The organism is Streptomyces sp. NPDC055506, assembly GCF_053643595.1.
On the sequence record NZ_JBSHKH010000032.1, the window covers coordinates 1 to 17,000 of the forward strand.

Annotated in this window: 16 protein-coding genes; 10 read left to right on the forward strand and 6 right to left on the reverse strand. The window is 72.1% G+C overall.

The window, feature by feature from the left end; genetic code table 11:
• Positions 1–36: 36 nt before the first annotated feature.
• The 3 genes from ACWIF2_RS14905 to ACWIF2_RS14915 are packed head-to-tail and all read right to left on the reverse strand — an operon-like array spanning position 37 to position 3,051.
• Positions 37–1,530: a tripartite tricarboxylate transporter permease gene (locus ACWIF2_RS14905; protein ID WP_391105660.1), complete on the reverse strand. Its 1,494-nt coding sequence runs from the start codon at positions 1,528–1,530 to the stop codon at positions 37–39.
• A gap of 1 nt (position 1,531) precedes the next feature.
• A complete protein-coding gene (locus tag ACWIF2_RS14910) occupies positions 1,532–2,071 on the reverse strand; it encodes a tripartite tricarboxylate transporter TctB family protein (protein WP_454360658.1) in 540 nt (179 codons plus the stop codon).
• Positions 2,068–3,051 carry a Bug family tripartite tricarboxylate transporter substrate binding protein gene (locus ACWIF2_RS14915; protein WP_454360727.1) on the reverse strand — a complete coding sequence of 328 codons (984 nt, stop codon included), beginning with the start codon at positions 3,049–3,051 and terminating at the stop codon, positions 2,068–2,070. Before ACWIF2_RS14915 ends, ACWIF2_RS14910 begins: the two co-directional genes overlap by 4 nt.
• Before the next feature lie 248 nt (positions 3,052–3,299).
• Between ACWIF2_RS14915 and ACWIF2_RS14920 the strand changes: the two genes are divergently transcribed.
• Positions 3,300–4,049 carry a response regulator gene (locus ACWIF2_RS14920; protein WP_454360659.1) on the forward strand — a complete coding sequence of 250 codons (750 nt, stop codon included), beginning with the start codon at positions 3,300–3,302 and terminating at the stop codon, positions 4,047–4,049.
• A gap of 72 nt (positions 4,050–4,121) precedes the next feature.
• Here the strand turns inward: ACWIF2_RS14920 and ACWIF2_RS14925 are convergent, their stop codons facing one another.
• Positions 4,122–5,663 (reverse strand): alpha/beta fold hydrolase, encoded by a 1,542-nt coding sequence (locus tag ACWIF2_RS14925; protein WP_454360660.1) that lies wholly within the window; start codon positions 5,661–5,663, stop codon positions 4,122–4,124.
• A gap of 340 nt (positions 5,664–6,003) precedes the next feature.
• On the opposite strand from ACWIF2_RS14925, the gene ACWIF2_RS14930 reads away from it, so the two are divergent.
• From ACWIF2_RS14930 to ACWIF2_RS14965, 8 genes are all read left to right on the forward strand, one after another.
• Positions 6,004–7,128: a Gfo/Idh/MocA family protein gene (locus ACWIF2_RS14930; protein ID WP_454360661.1), complete on the forward strand. Its 1,125-nt coding sequence runs from the start codon at positions 6,004–6,006 to the stop codon at positions 7,126–7,128.
• A complete protein-coding gene (locus ACWIF2_RS14935) occupies positions 7,125–8,051 on the forward strand; it encodes a DUF6807 domain-containing protein (protein ID WP_454360662.1) in 927 nt (308 codons plus the stop codon). Before ACWIF2_RS14930 ends, ACWIF2_RS14935 begins: the two co-directional genes overlap by 4 nt.
• Positions 8,045–8,806 (forward strand): cupin, encoded by a 762-nt coding sequence (locus ACWIF2_RS14940; protein WP_454360663.1) that lies wholly within the window; start codon positions 8,045–8,047, stop codon positions 8,804–8,806. The genes ACWIF2_RS14935 and ACWIF2_RS14940 overlap by 7 nt, the downstream gene beginning before the upstream one ends.
• A gap of 76 nt (positions 8,807–8,882) precedes the next feature.
• Positions 8,883–10,166 (forward strand): ABC transporter substrate-binding protein, encoded by a 1,284-nt coding sequence (locus tag ACWIF2_RS14945; RefSeq protein WP_454360664.1) that lies wholly within the window; start codon positions 8,883–8,885, stop codon positions 10,164–10,166.
• A complete protein-coding gene (locus ACWIF2_RS14950) occupies positions 10,163–11,101 on the forward strand; it encodes a carbohydrate ABC transporter permease (RefSeq protein WP_454360665.1) in 939 nt (312 codons plus the stop codon). The genes ACWIF2_RS14945 and ACWIF2_RS14950 overlap by 4 nt, the downstream gene beginning before the upstream one ends.
• A gap of 80 nt (positions 11,102–11,181) precedes the next feature.
• Complete coding sequence (locus ACWIF2_RS14955; protein ID WP_454360729.1) at positions 11,182–11,958, forward strand: carbohydrate ABC transporter permease; 777 nt, start codon at positions 11,182–11,184, stop codon at positions 11,956–11,958.
• Positions 11,955–12,557 (forward strand): hypothetical protein, encoded by a 603-nt coding sequence (locus ACWIF2_RS14960; protein ID WP_454360666.1) that lies wholly within the window; start codon positions 11,955–11,957, stop codon positions 12,555–12,557. Before ACWIF2_RS14955 ends, ACWIF2_RS14960 begins: the two co-directional genes overlap by 4 nt.
• A 116-nt stretch (positions 12,558–12,673) precedes the next feature.
• Positions 12,674–13,126 carry a phospholipase gene (locus ACWIF2_RS14965; protein ID WP_454360667.1) on the forward strand — a complete coding sequence of 151 codons (453 nt, stop codon included), beginning with the start codon at positions 12,674–12,676 and terminating at the stop codon, positions 13,124–13,126.
• Between the two features lie 61 nt (positions 13,127–13,187).
• Here the strand turns inward: ACWIF2_RS14965 and ACWIF2_RS14970 are convergent, their stop codons facing one another.
• On the reverse strand, positions 13,188–13,886 hold the full coding sequence (locus ACWIF2_RS14970; RefSeq protein WP_454360668.1) for a phosphatase PAP2 family protein: 699 nt from the start codon (positions 13,884–13,886) through the stop codon (positions 13,188–13,190).
• Between the two features lie 172 nt (positions 13,887–14,058).
• Between ACWIF2_RS14970 and ACWIF2_RS14975 the strand changes: the two genes are divergently transcribed.
• Entirely contained in the window at positions 14,059–14,715 is a 657-nt protein-coding gene (locus tag ACWIF2_RS14975) for a class I SAM-dependent methyltransferase (protein WP_454360669.1), read from the forward strand.
• A gap of 30 nt (positions 14,716–14,745) precedes the next feature.
• Here ACWIF2_RS14975 and ACWIF2_RS14980 read toward each other — a convergent pair whose 3' ends face one another.
• The gene (locus ACWIF2_RS14980) at positions 14,746–16,998 is read right to left on the reverse strand and encodes a heavy metal translocating P-type ATPase (RefSeq protein ID WP_454360670.1); all 2,253 of its coding nucleotides are present in this window, start codon (positions 16,996–16,998) and stop codon (positions 14,746–14,748) included.
• Positions 16,999–17,000 lie beyond the last annotated feature (2 nt).

Below are 17,000 nucleotides of genomic sequence, written 5' to 3' on the forward strand. Positions count from 1 at the left end.
GCTCGGGTGAGCCACGCCCCCACGGGATCGAGCTTCTCAGGCCTCCACGCGCCCGCGTGTCACCGCCTTCTTCAGCAGCGGCCACGCCAGCAGGACCAGGATCACCGCGTACACGGTCACCGCGAACGGTGTGTTGACCAGGCCCGTCACGCTGCCGTCGCTGATCTGCAGGGCGCGCCGGAGTTGCTGCTCGGCGTTGGGGCCGAGGATGACGCCGATGACGGCGGGGAGCACCGGCAGGCCGTAGCGGCGCATGCCGAAGCCGATCAGGCCGATGATCAGCAGGATCACCAGGTCGATCACCTCGCCGCCGACCGCGTACGCGCCGACCGCCGCGAAGAACATGATCCCGGCGTAGAGGTACGGGCGCGGGATGCGCAGGAGCTTCGCCCACACCGGCGCCAGCGGCAGGTTGAGGGCCAGGAGCAGCACCATGCCGACGAAGAGGGAGGCGATCAGGCCCCAGACCAGGTCGGGTTCGCGTTCGAAGAGCAGCGGGCCGGGCTGGATGCCGTACTGCTGGAAGGCGGCCAGCATGACGGCCGCCACCGCCGTGGTCGGCAGACCAAGGGTCAGCATCGACACCAGGGTGCCCGCCGCCGAGGCGGACGCCGCCGACTCCGGCCCCGCGACGCCCTCGATGGCGCCCTTGCCCCACTCGTCCTTGTGCTTGGACAGGCGCTTCTCCGTCACGTACGACAGAAAGGTGGGGATCTCCGCGCCGCCCGCGGGGATCGCGCCGAACGGGAAACCGATGAACGGGCCGCGCAGCCACGACTTCCAGGTCCGGTTCACATCCCCGCGCCCCAGCCACGGCCGGCCCACCGGGATCGGCTCCGGCGGCCTGCGCCGCAGATGGGCGGCGACCCACAGGGCCTCGCCGATCGCGAAGAGACCGACCGCCACGATCACCACGTCGATGCCGTCGGCCAGTTGGAGCGAGCCGAACGTCAGGCGCTGCTGGCCGGTCATCTGGTCCAGGCCCACCAGGCCCAGGGTGAGGCCGATGAGCAGGGAGGCGAGGCCGCGGATGCGGGACGAGCCCAGCACCGACGTCACCGCGATGAACGCCAGCACCATGATGGCGAAGTAGTCCGGCGCGCCGATGTCCACGGCCAGTTTCGCGACGGTCGGCGCGAGCGCCACCAGCAGGAGCGTGCCGATCAGACCGCCCGCGAAGTGCCCCACTGCGGCCGCCGCGAGCGCCTGGGCGCCGCGCCCGGACTTGGCCATGGGGTTGCCCTCCATGGCAGCCACGACCGCCGCGCTCTCACCGGGCGTGTTGAGCAGGATGGAGGTGGTCGAGCCGCCGAACATCGCGCCGTAGTAGATGCCGGCGAACATGATGAACGCGCCGATCGGGTCGAGCCCGTACGTCACCGGCAGCAACAGCGCGACCGCCATCGCGGGGCCGATGCCCGGCAGCACGCCGATCGCCGTGCCGAGCAGCACACCGATGACGGCCCACAGGAGGTTGATCGGCGTGAGGGCTGTGCCGAAGCCGTCCAGAAGGGAGTTGAAGGCATCCATGTCACAGCACTCCCATCAGCGGACCGCCGGGCAGGGGCACTCCGAGCAGATTGTTGAAGACGACGTAGGTCACGAGGGACAGCCCGGCCGCGATGAGCGGATCGCGGTCGATCCTGCGGCTGCCGAGCGCGAACGCCGCGCCCCAGAACAGCAGCGCCCCCGCGACGGGGAAGCCGAGCGGCTCGATGAGGACGGCCGCGCCGAGGAACACTCCGGCGAGCAGCAGCACCGTGCGCCAGTCGGCGGGCTCGGACAGGTCGACGTCCTCGCCGGTCTCGGCCTGACCCCGGCCGCCGCGCAGCACGTCCACGGCGAGCAGCGCGGCGATCACCAGCAGCCCGGCCCCGACCACGATCGGCACGGTCTTCGGACCGACGGGGCCGCGCTGGGCGATGTCGACGTCCATGGTGAGCGCGTCGGTCAGGACGAGCACGCCCAGGGCCAGCAGCAGCGCGCACACCCCGAGTTCGGAGTGCTCGCGCAGCCACGAGCGCCGTTCGCCGCCGGTCTCGGCGGGGGAAATGTCGGTCTGCGTCGTCACAGTCCCAGCTCCTTCAGCACCGAAACCACGCGCTTGTCCTCGGCGTCGAGGAACGCGCCGAACTTGTCACCGGTGAGGAAGGCGTCGTCCCAGCCGTTCTGCTTCATGGACTTCCGCCACTCTTCGGAGCCGTGCAGCTCCTCGACGAGCCGCACGAGCTTGGCCCGTTCGCCGTCGGTGAGGCCGGGCGGGGCGACGATGCCGCGCCAGTTGGTGAAGTTCACGTCGTAGCCGGCCTCCGTCAGCGTCGGGGCGTCGAGCCCCGCGACCCGCTTGGGGCCGGTGACCGCGAGGAGGCGCAGCTCGCCCGCCTTGATCTGGTCCAGGTACTCGCCGACACCGGAGACACCGAAGGCGACCTTGTTGCCGAGGATGGAGGCGAGGAGTTCGCCGCCGCCGTCGAAGGGGATGTAGTTGACCTGCTTCGGCGGGATCCCGGCGGCCCGCGCCATCAGCATCGGCGCGAGGTGGTCCGGCCCGCCGGGGGAGGACCCGCCGCCCACCGGGAGCTTGCCGGGGTTCTCCTTCCAGGCGCCGATCAGGTCGTCGATCGTCTTGTACGGGGAGTCCTTGGCGACCACGACGACGTCCTGCTCCTCGGTGAGCCGGGCGATCGGCGTGGTGTCGCCGAGCGTCTTCGGCGCGTCGTTGGAACGGACGGCACCCACGACCCCGAGGCCCATGGACATGGCGAGCTTGCCGTTGCCCTGTTCGCTCACCAGTCGGCTGAGGCCCACGGTGCCGCCGGCTCCGGGCAGGTTGAACACTTCGATGTTGTGGGTCAGTCCGGCGTCCTCGGCGTTCTTCGCGGCCGTACGGGCCGTGATGTCGTAGCCGCCGCCGGGCGTGTTGGGGACCATGAAACGCAGGCCTGGGATCTGTGTGCCGGTCTCGGTGCCGCTGCCGGTGGTCAGCAGCGGCGGTCCGACGAGCACGAGCACGGCGGCCCCGAGCAGGGCTAGGGGAGTGCGCAGGCGCACGAGTGCCACCACCTGTCGGTACGTCGATGCGGGTAGGTAAGGGCCCTGTGGGGGAGGGTGATGTGGGCCACATGCTGCACCGGGCGCCGACGGGCTGTCTCTCTTGCGGAACCAACGGAGGTTTTGGTCTTTGCGGTCGCCGGAACCGCCGTGGGCACCCGGCCCCGTGGACCGCATCCCGCACATCCCTTTCCCTCACCGCAGGTGGACGCCATGATGGGCGGCCCCGGCACGGAAGGAGCGACCCGATGACCAGCGAGTCCCGTACGTCCGCCGACACCGGCGCGATCGACGTCCTCGTGGTCGACGACGACTTCATGGTGGCCAAGGTCCATCGGGCCTTCGTCGAGCGCGTCGACTCCTTCCGCGTCGTCGGCGTCGCAGGTACCGGCGCCCAGGCCGTCACCGCCGCCGACGCGCTGCGCCCCGACCTGGTGCTGCTCGACCTGCATCTGCCGGACATCCTCGGCCTCGACGTCATACCCCGGCTGCGTTCCGCGGGCCACGACTGCGACGTCATGGTCGTCAGCGCCGCCCGGGAGGCCGAGACGGTCCGCGGGGCCGTCCGGCACGGGGTCGTCGACTACCTCCTCAAACCCTTCGAGTCCGAGGAGCTGCGCGCCCGGCTGGAGCGCTACGCCGACCGGCGCGGCCGGCTGCTCGGCACGGTCGTGCGCAGCCAGGCCGACGTCGACCGGGTGCTGGCCGGAGCCGCCGGAGGGACCTCGCCCGTCGCCGCCCTGCCCAAGGGCATGAGCGTGGAGACCGCCGAGCTGGTCGAGCGGGCCCTGCGGGAGACGGACGGCACCCTGTCCGCCAGCGAGTGCGCCGCGATGACCGGCGTCTCCCGCGTGAGCGCCCGCCGCTACCTCGAGCACTTCCACACCGTCGGCCGCGTGGAGGTCTCCCTGCGCTACGGCGTGGCGGGCCGCCCCGAACGCCGCTACCGCTTCCGCGGCCCCACCGAGCTCCGGCCCGGGGGCGAGGTACGCGCCTAGCCCCCAGGGAGGAGCGGCCCTCTCTCCCCCCCGGAACAGCTGCGACCGCCCTGCTCCCTCGGGGGCAGCAGACTAGCTCGCCGCGCAGTCGACGTCCTTCGCCGGCAGGCGGCCCGTCGCGAGGTAGGCGTTGACCGTGTCGTCGACGCACGGCGCACCGTAGACGCCGTACACCGCGTGCTGATCGGCGCCGCTCAGTGTGACCAGGCGCGAGGAGGGCCACATGCCACGCACCGCCTCGGCGCCGTCGTGGTCGGTGCGCGGGTCCCCGGTGGCGCTGACGAGGAGGGCCGGCAGGTCGTCGCGGATCTTGGTCGGGCGCTCGCGCGGCCGGTCCCAGAACGCGCACGGGTTGATGTTGTGCGTGACGGGCGCGAACAGCGGATCCTGCGCCCGGCCGCGCTGGACGTCGCGCCAGTAGACCTCCGGGTCACGAGGCGCGGTGCCGTCGCCGCACAGGATCGCCGCCTGCGCGCTGCCGTAGGCGGAGTCGGTGCCCGTGAGCGTGAACTCGAGCACCCCGGCGAGCCAGGGGGACGGCGTCACCCGCCGCCCCTCGGACGCCCGCAGCATGTCCCGTACGCCCTGCGCGAAGTCACCGTAGGAGGCGTCGTTGTGCTGCGAGAGGCCGTTGAAGACGACCATGGGCATCACATGCCCGTCCAGCCGGTGGTCGCCGAGCCGCAGCGGTCTACGGGCCGAGGCCTTCCGGACTCGGTCCACCGTGGCCAGCACCTCGGCGCGTGTCCCGCCCAGCCCGTAGGTCCCCTCACGCGCCGCGGCCCAGGACGCCCACCCCTCCAGCGCGTGCCGGTTGGCGCGCTCGACGCCCCGCAGCAGCCTCGGCCCGTACCGGTCCGGGTCGATCACCCCGTCCAGGACGACCCGGTCGGTGCGCCCGGGGAACATCGTGGAGTACACCTCGCCGAGGTAACTGCCGTACGAGTAGCCCAGATAGGAGATCCGCCGCTCACCCAGCGCGGCCCGGACGACGTCCATGTCGCGCGCGGTGTTGCGGGTCGTGGCGTGGGGCAGGGCATCGCCCGCGTTGGTGCGGCAGCGCTCGGCGAGGTCCTTCGAGAACGCGGTGACACGGTCGAAGCCGGCCCGGTCCTCGCCCGCCCCGCGCCACGCCGAGCCGGTCGGCCAGCGGCAGTCCAGCGGGGTGCTGCGGCCGATGAAGCGGGGGTCGACGCCCACCACGTCGTACCGTGCGGCGACGTCCTTCATCGCCTTGCCCACCCAAGGCGGGTCGCCGAGCGACGGCCCGCCGGGGCCGCCGCCGTTGAGCAGCAGCGGGCCGACGCGCCGGTCGGTGTCGGTGGCGCGGATCCGGGATATCGCGACGGTGATCGTGCGGCCGCCGGGGTCCGAGTAGTCCAGTGGAACCGTCACATCGGCGCAGCGGGCGCCCGCCTGCTGTAGCTCCTTACCGGTCGTGTCCTGAGGGCCGAGCACACAGCTCTTCCAGGTGAGGCGCTGCTGGTGGTAGCGGGCGAGGGGGTCGGAGCCGGGGACCGCCTCGGCCGTGGAAGGCAGCACGGTGAGGGCGAGGGCGGCGGCCGTCAGCGCGAGGGCGGCTCGTCCCGGGGCTGCCGGGGAACGGGGTAACACGTGGGTGTCCCTTCTGTCGCGAAACTCCCCTCGGCCGTCCGGCATGGACATTGCGGAAGGGGCTGCTGTGCGACAGAACGGTAGGGAAGGGCTGCCCGCTGATCACTCCGGCTGGCAGCCCGTTCATGGTGGGGCCAACCCCCGGGAGGAGGCGGGGGAATGCCGTTTCCATGGCGGTGACAACGGCCGGAATATCCGCCCCAAGCTGGGAGAATGCTCGCGCAGACCTTGTGCAGGTCGTCGCAGGGGGGTTGTCCAGACATGGTCCCGCGCCTAGGGTCACCTTCCGAGTGCAAGCGCTTTCCAAGCGTGAGTCCACCGGCCGTCCGAGGAGCGCCGCATGTCCGTGTCCCCAGGGTCTCCCACCCGCCGTCGCGTGGCCGTCGTCGGCACCGGAGCCATCGTCAGCGGGAGCCACCTGCCCGCGCTGCGGGCCCACTCCGACCGGGTGGAGCTGGTCGCCGCCGTCGATGTGGACCAGGAGCGGCTCGACACCTTCCGCGAGCTGGCCGGCGACCAGGTCGCCGGGTACACCTCGGTGGACGCGATGCTGGACGCCGAACGCCCTGACCTGGTCCTGATCGGGACACCGCCCTCCCTGCACCGGGAGCAGACGGTGGCCGCGCTCAAGGCCGGTGCCTGGGTGCTCTGCGAGAAGCCGCTCACCCTGTCCCTCGCCGAGTACGACGAGATCGCCGCCGCCGAGGAGGCCTCCGGCGCGTACGCGGCGGTCGTCTTCCAGCACCGCTACGGCTCCGGCGCCGTGCACGCCCGCGAGCTGATCACCGGCGGTGAGCTGGGCGCCCCGCTGGTCGCGCACTGCCAGACCACCTGGCACCGGGACGCCGCGTACTACGCGGTGCCGTGGCGCGGCAAGTGGGCCAGCGAGGGCGGCGGCCCCACCATGGGTCACGGCATCCACCAGTACGACCTGCTGCTGCACCTGCTCGGCGAGTGGGAGGAGATCCAGGCCATGGCGGCCCGGCTCGTCCACGACACCGAGAGCGAGGACGTCTCCACCGCGCTGGTGCGCTTCCGGGGCGGCGCACTCGCGACCGTCGTGAACAGCGTGCTGTCCCCGGACGAGGTGAGCCGTATCCGCGTCGACTGCGCGGACGCCACGGTCGAGCTCACCCACCTGTACGGCCACAGCAACGACAGCTGGGCCTACACCCCGGCCCCGCACGTCGCCTCCGAGCGCGCCACCGCCTGGCGCACCCCCGCGAGCGACGTGCCCAGTTCGCACACGGCCCAGCTCGGCGCGCTCCTGGACGCCTACGACCATGGCACCAGACCACCGGGCAGCGGCCAGGACGCCCGCGCCACCCTCGAGTTCGCCGCCGCCCTGTACAAGGCGGCGTTCACCGGCCGCTCGGTGCACGCGGGGGAGATCGGCCCCGGCGACCCCTTCTACGAGGCCATGCACGGCGAGTACCCCGACTGGGCCCCCAAGGAGCGCGCATGACCATCCGAGTCACCCACACGCACGGCGAGGACATCGCCGTCACGTCGGCAGGCGGCACGGAGATCCTCCGCTACGTCTACCGGCCCGACCCGGATCCGTTCGAGTCCCGCAAGCCGTACGCCCACCCCGTGCGCACCCTCTCCGGCCGCACGGTCACCGGCTACCGCCCGAACGACCACCGCTGGCACAAGGGCCTGCAGATGACCTCGAGCCATCTGTCCGGCCAGAACTTCTGGGGCGGCAACTGCTACGTCCACGGCCAGGGCTATCTGCCCCTGCCCGAGCGTGTCGGCTCGATGCGGCACGACGGCTTCCAGGACTTCACGGTCGAGGACGACCGGCTCGCCTTCACCGAGAACCTCACCTGGGTCGAGAACGGCGGCGAGGAGTGGGCCCGTGAGGTGCGGGGGCTGACCGTCCACTCGGTGGACGAGGAGACCGGATCCTGGGCCCTCGACTGGTCGATCCGCCTCACCAACCTCCGCTCCGAGCCCCTGGCCTTCGGCTCACCGACCACCGCGGGCCGCGAGATGGCCGGCTACACCGGACTCCAGTGGCGCGGCCCGCGCGACTTCACCGGCGGCACGGTCTTCGCCCCGGACACCGACGCCGACGCGGGCAAGCTCATGGGCACCCAGGGCCCCTGGCTCGCCTTCACCACCGAGCACGACGACGTCGACGGGCACTCCACGCTCGTCTTCGCGCACGCGCCCGAGAACCTCGACGAGAAGTCCGCGATCCACGAGTCGCACTGGTTCGTCCGCGCCGAGCCCTTCCCGACGGTCGCCTTCTCCTGGGCGTTCTTCGAGGAGTTCGCACTCCCGCCGGGCGAGTCCTTCGGCTACCGCTACCGGCTGGTCGTCGCCGACGGCGCCTGGGACCGCGACCGGGTCGGCACGTACCTGGAGGGCCTGCCGTGGTGAGCGAACCGAAGCCCGCCCTGCCGCACCCGCTGCCCGGCGCGATCGGCCTGTCTCATCTGAGCGGCTACGACTGGGAGGCCGCCGACGGCGTCTGCGGCGGCAGCCCGCATCTGCACCTGGTGTGCACCGAGGCGTACGTCGTCACCGGCGGCCGGGGCGCGGTCCAGACGCTGAGCCCCGACGGCTACCGGGACATCCCCCTCGCGGCCGGCTCCATCGCCTGGTTCACACCGGGCACCGTGCACCGCATGGTGCAGGGCGGCGACCTGCGCATCACCGTGCTGATGCAGAACAGCGGCCTGCCCGAGGCCGGTGACGCCGTGTTCACCTTCCCGCCCGAGGTGCTCGCCGACCCCGAGAAGTACGCCGCCGCCGCGAAGCTGCCGCCCGGCACCGGCCCGGAGACGGCGGCGGCCGCCCGGCGCCGCAGGGACCTCGCCGTCGAGGGCTACCTCGTCCTGCGCGAGGCCCTCGAAGCCGGCGACAACGGCCCGTACCTGGAGTTCCAGCGGGCCGCCGCGCGGATCGTGCGCGACAAGGTGCCGACCTGGCGCGAGCTGTGGCGGGCGGGTGCGCTGGCCACCGCCGAACGCACCGGCGCCCAGCTCGACGCGCTGGAGGCGGGGGAGCCCGTCCATCTCGGCGACGCCACCGCCCACGAGGCCGCGCCCACCCGGCTCGGCGGCTTCGGCATGTGCGGCCGCCGGGACGAGTACAACCTGCCCGGGACGACGCTGCCCTACCAGGGCGAGTAACCCAGCGAGGGGGCCGGGGAGCAACAGGCCGAGGGGGGCCAACAGGAAGTCCGAGGAAAGGAGAGGTGACCTCGGCATGCCCGGACACAGGACAAAGGGGTTCTGCGCGTCGGCCGCCGCACTGGCACTGTGCGCCGTGCTGGCAGGCTGCGGAGGATCCGGGGAATCGGCAGGTGGCGGCAAGGTCGTGCTGCGCTACACGTGGTGGGGCAACCCCGACCGCGCGGCACGCACCGAGCAGGCCGTCGCGCTGTTCGAGAAACAGCACCCGGACATCGACGTCACGACGTCGTTCTCCGGCTACGACGCCTACAAACAGAAGCTCGCCACCCAGGCCGCCGGCGGCGACGCGCCGGACGTCATGCAGCTGGACTACCGTCAGATCGACCAGTACGCCTCCGGCGGTGTCCTGCTCGACCTGGCGAAGCAGAAGTCGGTCCTGCGCACCTCCGAGATCGACCAGGGGCTGCTCGGCACCGGCCGCGTGGACGACGTCCAGTACGCGATACCGCAGGGCCGCGGCACCGAGACAGTCGTCTACGACGTCGCGACCTGGAAGAAGTCGGGAGTCCCGCTCCCCGGCGAGAGCTGGACCTGGAGCCAGTGGGCCGACGCCATGCGCGCCCTCGCGAAGAAGACCGGCAGACCGGGGGCCACCGACCCGGGCCAGAGCGAGGACGCCTTCGAGGTCTGGCTGCGCGGCCGGGGCAAGTCCCTCTACACCGAGGACGGCGGGCTCGGCTTCACCGCCGGCGACCTGACCCGCTGGTGGACCTTCACGGACAAGCTGCGCCGCGAGGGCGCCGTCTCGCCCGCCGAGCAGACCACACAGCTCGACGGCTCCGTGGAGAACACCCCGCTCGGCCGCGGCAAGGCGACCGCCGACGCCAACTGGGACGCCCCGTCCAGCGGTTACCTCGCGCTCATCCCGAGCGGAGTCGCCCTCGCCCCCATGCCGTCCGGCGAGGACGGCACACCCGGCCAGTACTTCAAGCCGTCCATGTTCCTCGGCGTCTCGGCCAACACCGGCCACCCCAAGGAGGCGGCCCAGCTCGTCGACTTCATGATCAACGATCGGCGGGCCGCGAAGATCCTCGGCGCCGGCCGCGGCATCCCTGTCAACGAGACCATCCGCGACGAGATCGGCCCGGAACTCAAGGACTTCGACAAGACCATCGCCGACTTCCAGGCATCCCTCGACGGCAAGCTCAAGGACCCGCCCCAGGCCCCGCCCTCGGGCGACAACGCCTTGCAGACCACCTTCCAGCGCGACTACGACCAGGTGTCCTACGCGCGCATGTCGCCCCGCGAGGCGGCCGAGAACTACGTCACCGAGGCGAAGGCGGAGCTGAGGTCATGACCACCACCGCGATCCCCCCGGAGGCGAAGCGCGCCCCCGCCGTCCCCCCGAAGCGCCGCCCCAGGCGCGAACGCGAGGGCGCCGCCTGGGTGTTCCTCTCCCCGTGGGTGCTCGGCGCGACCGTCCTGACGCTGCTGCCGATGGCCGTGTCGCTGTACCTCTCCTTCACCGACTACGACCTGTTCAACCCGCCGAAGTGGGTCGGCCTGCGCAACTACACGCAGATGTTCACCGAGGACCCGCGCTACTGGCGCTCGGTCGTGACGACCCTGACGTACGTCGTCATCGCGGTGCCCCTGCAACTGGCCCTCGCCCTCGTCGTCGCGCTCGCCCTGAAGGGCATGAAGCGCGGCAAGGGCTTCTACCGCTCCGCCTTCTACGCGCCCTCGCTGCTCGGCGCCTCGATGTCCATCGCCCTCGTCTGGCGGGCCGTCTTCAACGACGGCGGCACGGTCGACAATCTGCTCGGCACCGGCGGCTGGGTCAACAAGCCCGGTTTCTCGCTGCTGGCCGTCGCGCTGCTGACGGTGTGGCAGTTCGGCGCGCCGATGGTCATCTTCCTCGCCGGACTCCAGCAGATACCCGCCGAGCTGTACGAGGCGGCAGCGGTCGACGGGGCCGGGAAATGGCGGCAGTTCCTGTCCGTCACCGTGCCGATGCTCTCCCCGGTGCTCTTCTTCAACCTGGTCCTCCAGACCATCCAGGCCTTCCAGGTGTTCACACCCGCCTTCGCGGTCAGCGGCGGCAAAGGCGGACCGGCCGACTCGACCCTCGTCTACACGATGTACCTCTACGACCGCGGCTTCGTCGCCTCCCACATGGGCTACGCCTCCGCCATGGCCTGGGTGCTGCTCCTCGTGATCGGCGTCGTCACGGCGGTGCTGTTCCGCACCTCGCGCTCTTGGGTCTTCTACGCCTCCGAGGGGGACCGGTGACCTCTACGACCATCACTGACAGGCCCGTTCGCTGGGGCCGTATCGCCGTGCACCTCGGCTGCCTGGTCGCGCTGCTGGTCATGCTGTACCCGCTGGCCTGGCTGCTGGCCACCTCGCTCAAGCCCGCCGACGAGGTCATCGCGAGCCTGAACCTGCTGCCCAGTCACCTGGAGTGGTCGAACTACTCCACCGCCCTGGACGGCGTCAACGACGTCTCCATCTGGCGGCTGCTCGGCAATTCGCTGCTGATCGCGGGCGGCGCGGTCCTCGGCAACGTCATCAGCTGCTCGCTCGCCGCCTACGCCTTCGCGCGCCTCCGGTTCCGCTTCCGCGGGCCGCTGTTCGCTTTCATGATCGCCACGATCATGCTGCCGCACCACGCGGTGCTGATCCCGCAGTACATCATCTTCAACCAGCTCGGCCTGGTGAACACCTACTGGCCGCTGATCCTGCCGAAGTTCCTCGCCACCGAGGCGTTCTTCGTCTTCCTCATCGTGCAGTTCATGCGCGGGCTGCCGCGCGAGCTGGAGGAGGCGGCCCGGATCGACGGCTGCGGTCCCTTCCGCAGCTTCTTCCAGGTCGTCCTGCCGCTCACCCGCCCGGCCCTGATCACCACCGCCATCTTCACCTTCATCTGGACCTGGAACGACTTCTTCACCCAGCTCATCTACCTCTTCGACCCGGAGAAGTTCACGCTGACCCTCGCGCTGCGGTCCTTCGTGGACGCCTCCAGCACCTCCGCGTTCGGCCCGATGTTCGCCCTGTCGGTGATCGCGCTACTGCCGATCGTGCTGTTCTTCCTCGCCTTCCAGCGGTTCCTGGTGGAGGGCATGGCCAGTTCCGGAGTCAAGGGGTGAGCGGGGTGCGGAATCGTGAGGCCGGTGAGGTGTTCGGGCCGCGCCTGGCCCTGTTCGCCGATGTGCTGAGCGTCGGCCTTGCCACGGCGGCGGCCTGTCTGCCGCTGGTGACCGCACCGGCCGCGCTGTCGACGGCCTGCGCCGTACTGCGCGGCGCGGGACAGGACCGGCCCGTCACCGCGGGGCGGTACTTCGCCCTGCTGCGGCGGCGGCTGCGGGCCGGTGACCTGCTGGCCGGTGGCGTCGCGCTGGCGGGTCTGCTGCTGCTCTCGGCCGATCTGGCGCTGGCCGGGGCGGGGCTGCCGGGGGCGCGGTTGTTCGCGGTGGCCGCCGCCGTCATCGGGGCCTGTGCGACGGTCGTCGGCCTGCGGGCCTGCGGACGCCCCGAGTCGCTCACCGACTGGCGCGCTGCGGTGCGCGGGGCCGCCCGGGACGCCGTGGCGGACGCGGGCGGCAGCGGGCTGGTCCTGCTCGCCGTGGCGACGGCCGCGCTGTGCGCGTGGATGCTGCTGCCCCTGGCCTTCCTGGTCCCGGGGCCGATGGCTCTTGCGCTCACCGCCGTCGACGTACGCCGGTCGGCTGCCGTTCTCCTTCAATAGCCAAGAATTAAGGGGCCATTGAGGCACCTCAGGTGTGAGCGCCCTCGGGAGGTGGCGATGCTCTTGTCATGAACCTGCGGCTCGATCGGCGGGCCGCAGCCTCATGGAGGTGTGGGATGCACCGCGGACTCGCCACCGGTCTTGCCGCCTCAGCCCTGTCCCTCGTCACCGTCGTCGGCACCGCGAGCCTCGCGAGTGCCGCCCCCGCCGACAAGCCCCAGGTGCTCGCGAGCTGGACGCAGACCAGCGCGTCGAGCTACAACGCCTGGGCCGCCGCCCGTGCGAACCAGGCCGCCTGGTCCGCGTACGCCTTCGACTGGTCGACCGACTACTGCTCCTCGTCGCCGGACAACCCGTTCGGCTTCCCCTTCTTGATGTCCTGCGCCCGCCACGACTTCGGCTACCGCAACTACAAGGCCGCCGGCACCTTCAGCGCCGACAAGTCCCGTCTCGACAGCGCCTTCTACGAGGACCTCAAGCGGATCTGCGCCGCCTACACGGGCGGCACGAAGAACGCCTGCGACAGCACGGCGTGGACGTACTACCAGGCGGTGAAGGCCTTCGGCTGAGGGCCCGCCGGTGTGCCGGGGCCGGGCGCGGGGCGGCAAGCCGCACGCCCGGCCGACGGCCTCAACGTCCCGTGGAACCGATGCTGATCCGCGGCCACGCACGAGCCGCCGTCAAGAGGGCCTGGGTCCGCGCCGAAGGGGTGGCCGCCGCGGCGGCCAGCGCCGCGGCGGCGCTCGCGATGCCGAGGACCGCCCCGGCGGCCACGTCGCCCGGATAGTGCACGCCCGTGTGGATACGGGAGTAGCCGACGGCGCTCGCCAGCGCCCCGAGCGGCACCGCGGCGGGCGGCAGGACCACACCGACGGCGGTGGCGAACGCGACCGCCGACGCCGTGTGCCCGGACGGGAACGAGGCCGACGTGGGCATCCGGACATGCCGGTCCACCGTCACCCGGGCCGCCTCCCGGTCGGGCCGGCCCCGGCGCACCCGGCGCTTGCCGAGCAGGTTGGCGGAGGCCGCCGCCACGGCGATCGCCCCGACGCCGACGACCGCGGCCCGGCGCGGGCGCTTCCCGGCCAGCGCCAGGGCGGCGGCGATGCCGAACGAGATCTTGGAGTGGTCGGCCGCGTGGGACAGATGGCGCAGCGTCCGGTCGAGGGTGGGCGTGGGGGTGGCCGCCACCGCCGCGTACAGGGCGCCGTCCACCGCCCTGAGATCGCCGAGGACGGCGGCCAGGAGCCGGCCGGGTCGGTTTGCGGGCTTCCCTCCGCTCGGCAGCGGACGGGGGGCGTCCGCGTCTGTGATCGTCGGATCGGTCATGTGCTTCTCCCCGCAGTGGCCTTTCCCCAGCAAGGTACCGGCTCACGCCGGGCGCACGCTCGGCGCCCCCGCGGGCCGGTACCTGCTGAGTGCCCACGCGGCGGACGGCCATCCGTGCGCCGTGAGGCGGGCTCGGCACGGCCGTCCGGTGGCGTACTGGTGAACTTGCGGCATGACATCACCACCGCACCGGGCCCTGCGCGCACTCGACCGTTTCCACGCCGCCCGCCCCTGGGACCACAACGCCCACTTCCACCGCTGGATCCTGCGGCGACTCCCCGCGCGTGCGGGAAGCGCCCTGGACGTGGGGTGCGGCAGCGGTGACCTCGCCCGGCTGCTGGCCACCCGGGCCGACCGGGTGCGGGGGATCGACGCCGACCCGGCGATCACGGCCCGGGCGCGGGAGCTGACCCCGGCGACGGCCCCGGTGACCTACGCGGTGGCCGACGCGCCGGCCGGGCTTCCCGACGAGTCGTACGACGTCATCACCTGCGTCGCCGTGCTCCACCACCTGCCGTTCACGGAGACCCTGCAGGCCTTCCGCGACCGTCTGGCCCCCGGCGGCACCCTGGTCGTCGTCGGGGTCTCCCGGGAACAGACCCCCACCGACCACCTTCTCGGCATCGTGTCGGTCCCGCTCAACATCGTCATGGCCCTGGTGAAGAACCGGGGCCGCCGGGCAGCACGCCCTGCCTCGATGACCGCCCCCACAAGACCGGCGGACATGACCTTCCCCGAGATCCTCCGCGAGGCCCGTGCCGTCCTGCCCGGCGCCCGTCTGCGCCGCCGCCTGTTCTGGCGCTACACGCTGGTCTGGCACCACCGCTGACCGGGCCGCCGTCGCGGTCCCGCGACCGCTTCAGCCGGCCGCCCGGAAAGTGCGCAGCCGCAGCGAGTTGCCGACGACGAAGACCGAGGAGAAGGCCATGGCCGCCCCGGCGATCATCGGCGTGAGCAGTCCGGCCGCGGCCAGCGGCAGGGCCGCCACGTTGTAGGCGAAGGCCCAGAACAGGTTCGAGCGGATGGTGCCGAGGGTGCGGCGGGAGAGGCGGATGGCGTCCGCCGCGGCCCGCAGGTCGCCCCGCACCAGGGTCAGGTCCCCGGCCTCGATCGCGGCGTCCGTGCCGGTGCCCATCGCCAGTCCGAGATCGGCCTGGGCCAGGGCCGCCGCGTCGTTGACACCGTCGCCGACCATCGCCACCGAGCGGCCCTCGGCCTGCAGCCGCTTGACGACGTCGACCTTGTCCTGCGGGAGGACCTCGGCGACGACATCCTCCGGAGCGATACCGACCTCGCGGGCGACGGACCGGGCCACCGCCTCGTTGTCGCCGGTCAGCAGGATCGGGGTCAGCCCGAGCGCGCGTAGCCGCCGGATCGCTTCCTCGCTCGTCTCCTTCACCGCGTCGGCGACCTCCAGCACCGCACGCGCCTCGCCGTCCCAGGCGACGGCGATGGCGGTACGTCCGGCGTCCTCGGCCGCCGCCCTGGCTCGGGCCAGGTCCTCCGGCAGCTCCATCGCCCAGTCGGCCAGCAGCCGCTCCCGCCCGACGAGCACCGCGTGGCCCTCCACGACGCCTTGGACGCCGAGCCCGGGCACATTGGCGAAGTCCTCCGGCGGGGGCAGCGCGCCGCCCAGCTTCTCCAGCGCCCCGTCGGCGACGGCCCGGGCGATCGGATGCTCGGAGGAGTGCTCCAGTGCCCCGGCCAGCCGCAGCACCTCGGCCTCGCCGGTGCCGTCGGCCGTGTGCACCGCGAGCAGGGTCATCCGGCCGGTGGTGACGGTGCCGGTCTTGTCGAGGACGACGGTGTCGACCCGGCGTGTGGACTCCAGGACCTCCGGGCCCTTGATGAGGATGCCGAGCTGGGCACCCCGCCCGGTACCGACCATCAGCGCGGTCGGTGTGGCCAGACCGAGGGCGCACGGGCAGGCGATGACCAGGACGGCGACGGCGGCCGTGAAGGCGGCCGTCAGACCGACGCCGTTGCCGAGCCAGAAGCCCAGCGTGCCCAGCGCGAGTGCGATCACGACCGGCACGAACACGGCGGAGATTCGGTCCGCGAGCCGCTGCGCCGCGGCCTTGCCGTTCTGCGCGTCCTCCACCAGCCGGGCCATACGGGCCAGTTGAGTGTCGGAGCCGACCCGGGTGGCGCGCACGACGAGCCGGCCGCCGACGTTGATCGTGGCGCCCGTGACCGGATCGCCGGTGCTGACCTCCACTGGCACGGACTCGCCGGTGAGCATCGAGGCGTCCACGGCCGAGGAACCCTCGACGACCGTCCCGTCCGTGGCGATCTTCTCGCCGGGCCGGACCAGGAAGCGGTCACCGACCTTCAACTCGGAGACAGGAACGGTCTGTTCACGGTCATCGGACCGCAGCACGGTGACGTCCTTGGCGCCCAGCTCCAGCAGCGCCCGCAGCGCCGCCCCCGCCTTGCGCTTCGCACGCGCCTCGAAGTACCGCCCGGCCAGGATGAAGGCCGTCACGCCCGCGGCGGCCTCCAGGTAGATGTTCCCGGCGCCGTCCGTGCGCTCGATGGTCAGCTCGAAGGGGTGCGTCATGCCCGGCGTGCCCGCGGTGCCGAAGAACAGCGCCCACAGCGACCACAGGAACGCGGCCGAGGTGCCCACCGAGATCAGCGTGTCCATGGTGGCCGCGCCGTGCCGGGCGTTGGTGAACGCGGCCTTGTGGAAAGGCCAGGCCGCGTACGTCACGACGGGTGCGGCCAGCGTCAGCGACAGCCACTGCCAGTACTCGAACTGCAGCGCCGGGATCATGGCCATGGCCACGACGGGAACCGCCAGCACCACGGCCGTGACCAGCCGCTCGCGCAGCGGACGGAGTTCGTCGGTTTCCTCGGGCTCGGTGTGCCGCTCGGCCGGTGCCGGTTCCTGGGCGGTGTACCCGGTGGCCTCGACCGTGGCGATCAGATCCCCGACCGAGATATCACCGGAGTAGCTGACCTTCGCCTTCTCGGTGGCGTAGTTGACGGTGGCGCTGACCCCGTCCATGCGGTTGAGCTTCTTCTCGATGCGAGCCGCGCAGGAGGCACAGGTCATGCCTCCGATGGCGAGCTCCACTTCGGCGCCGGTCCCGACCGTTTCGATGGTCATGG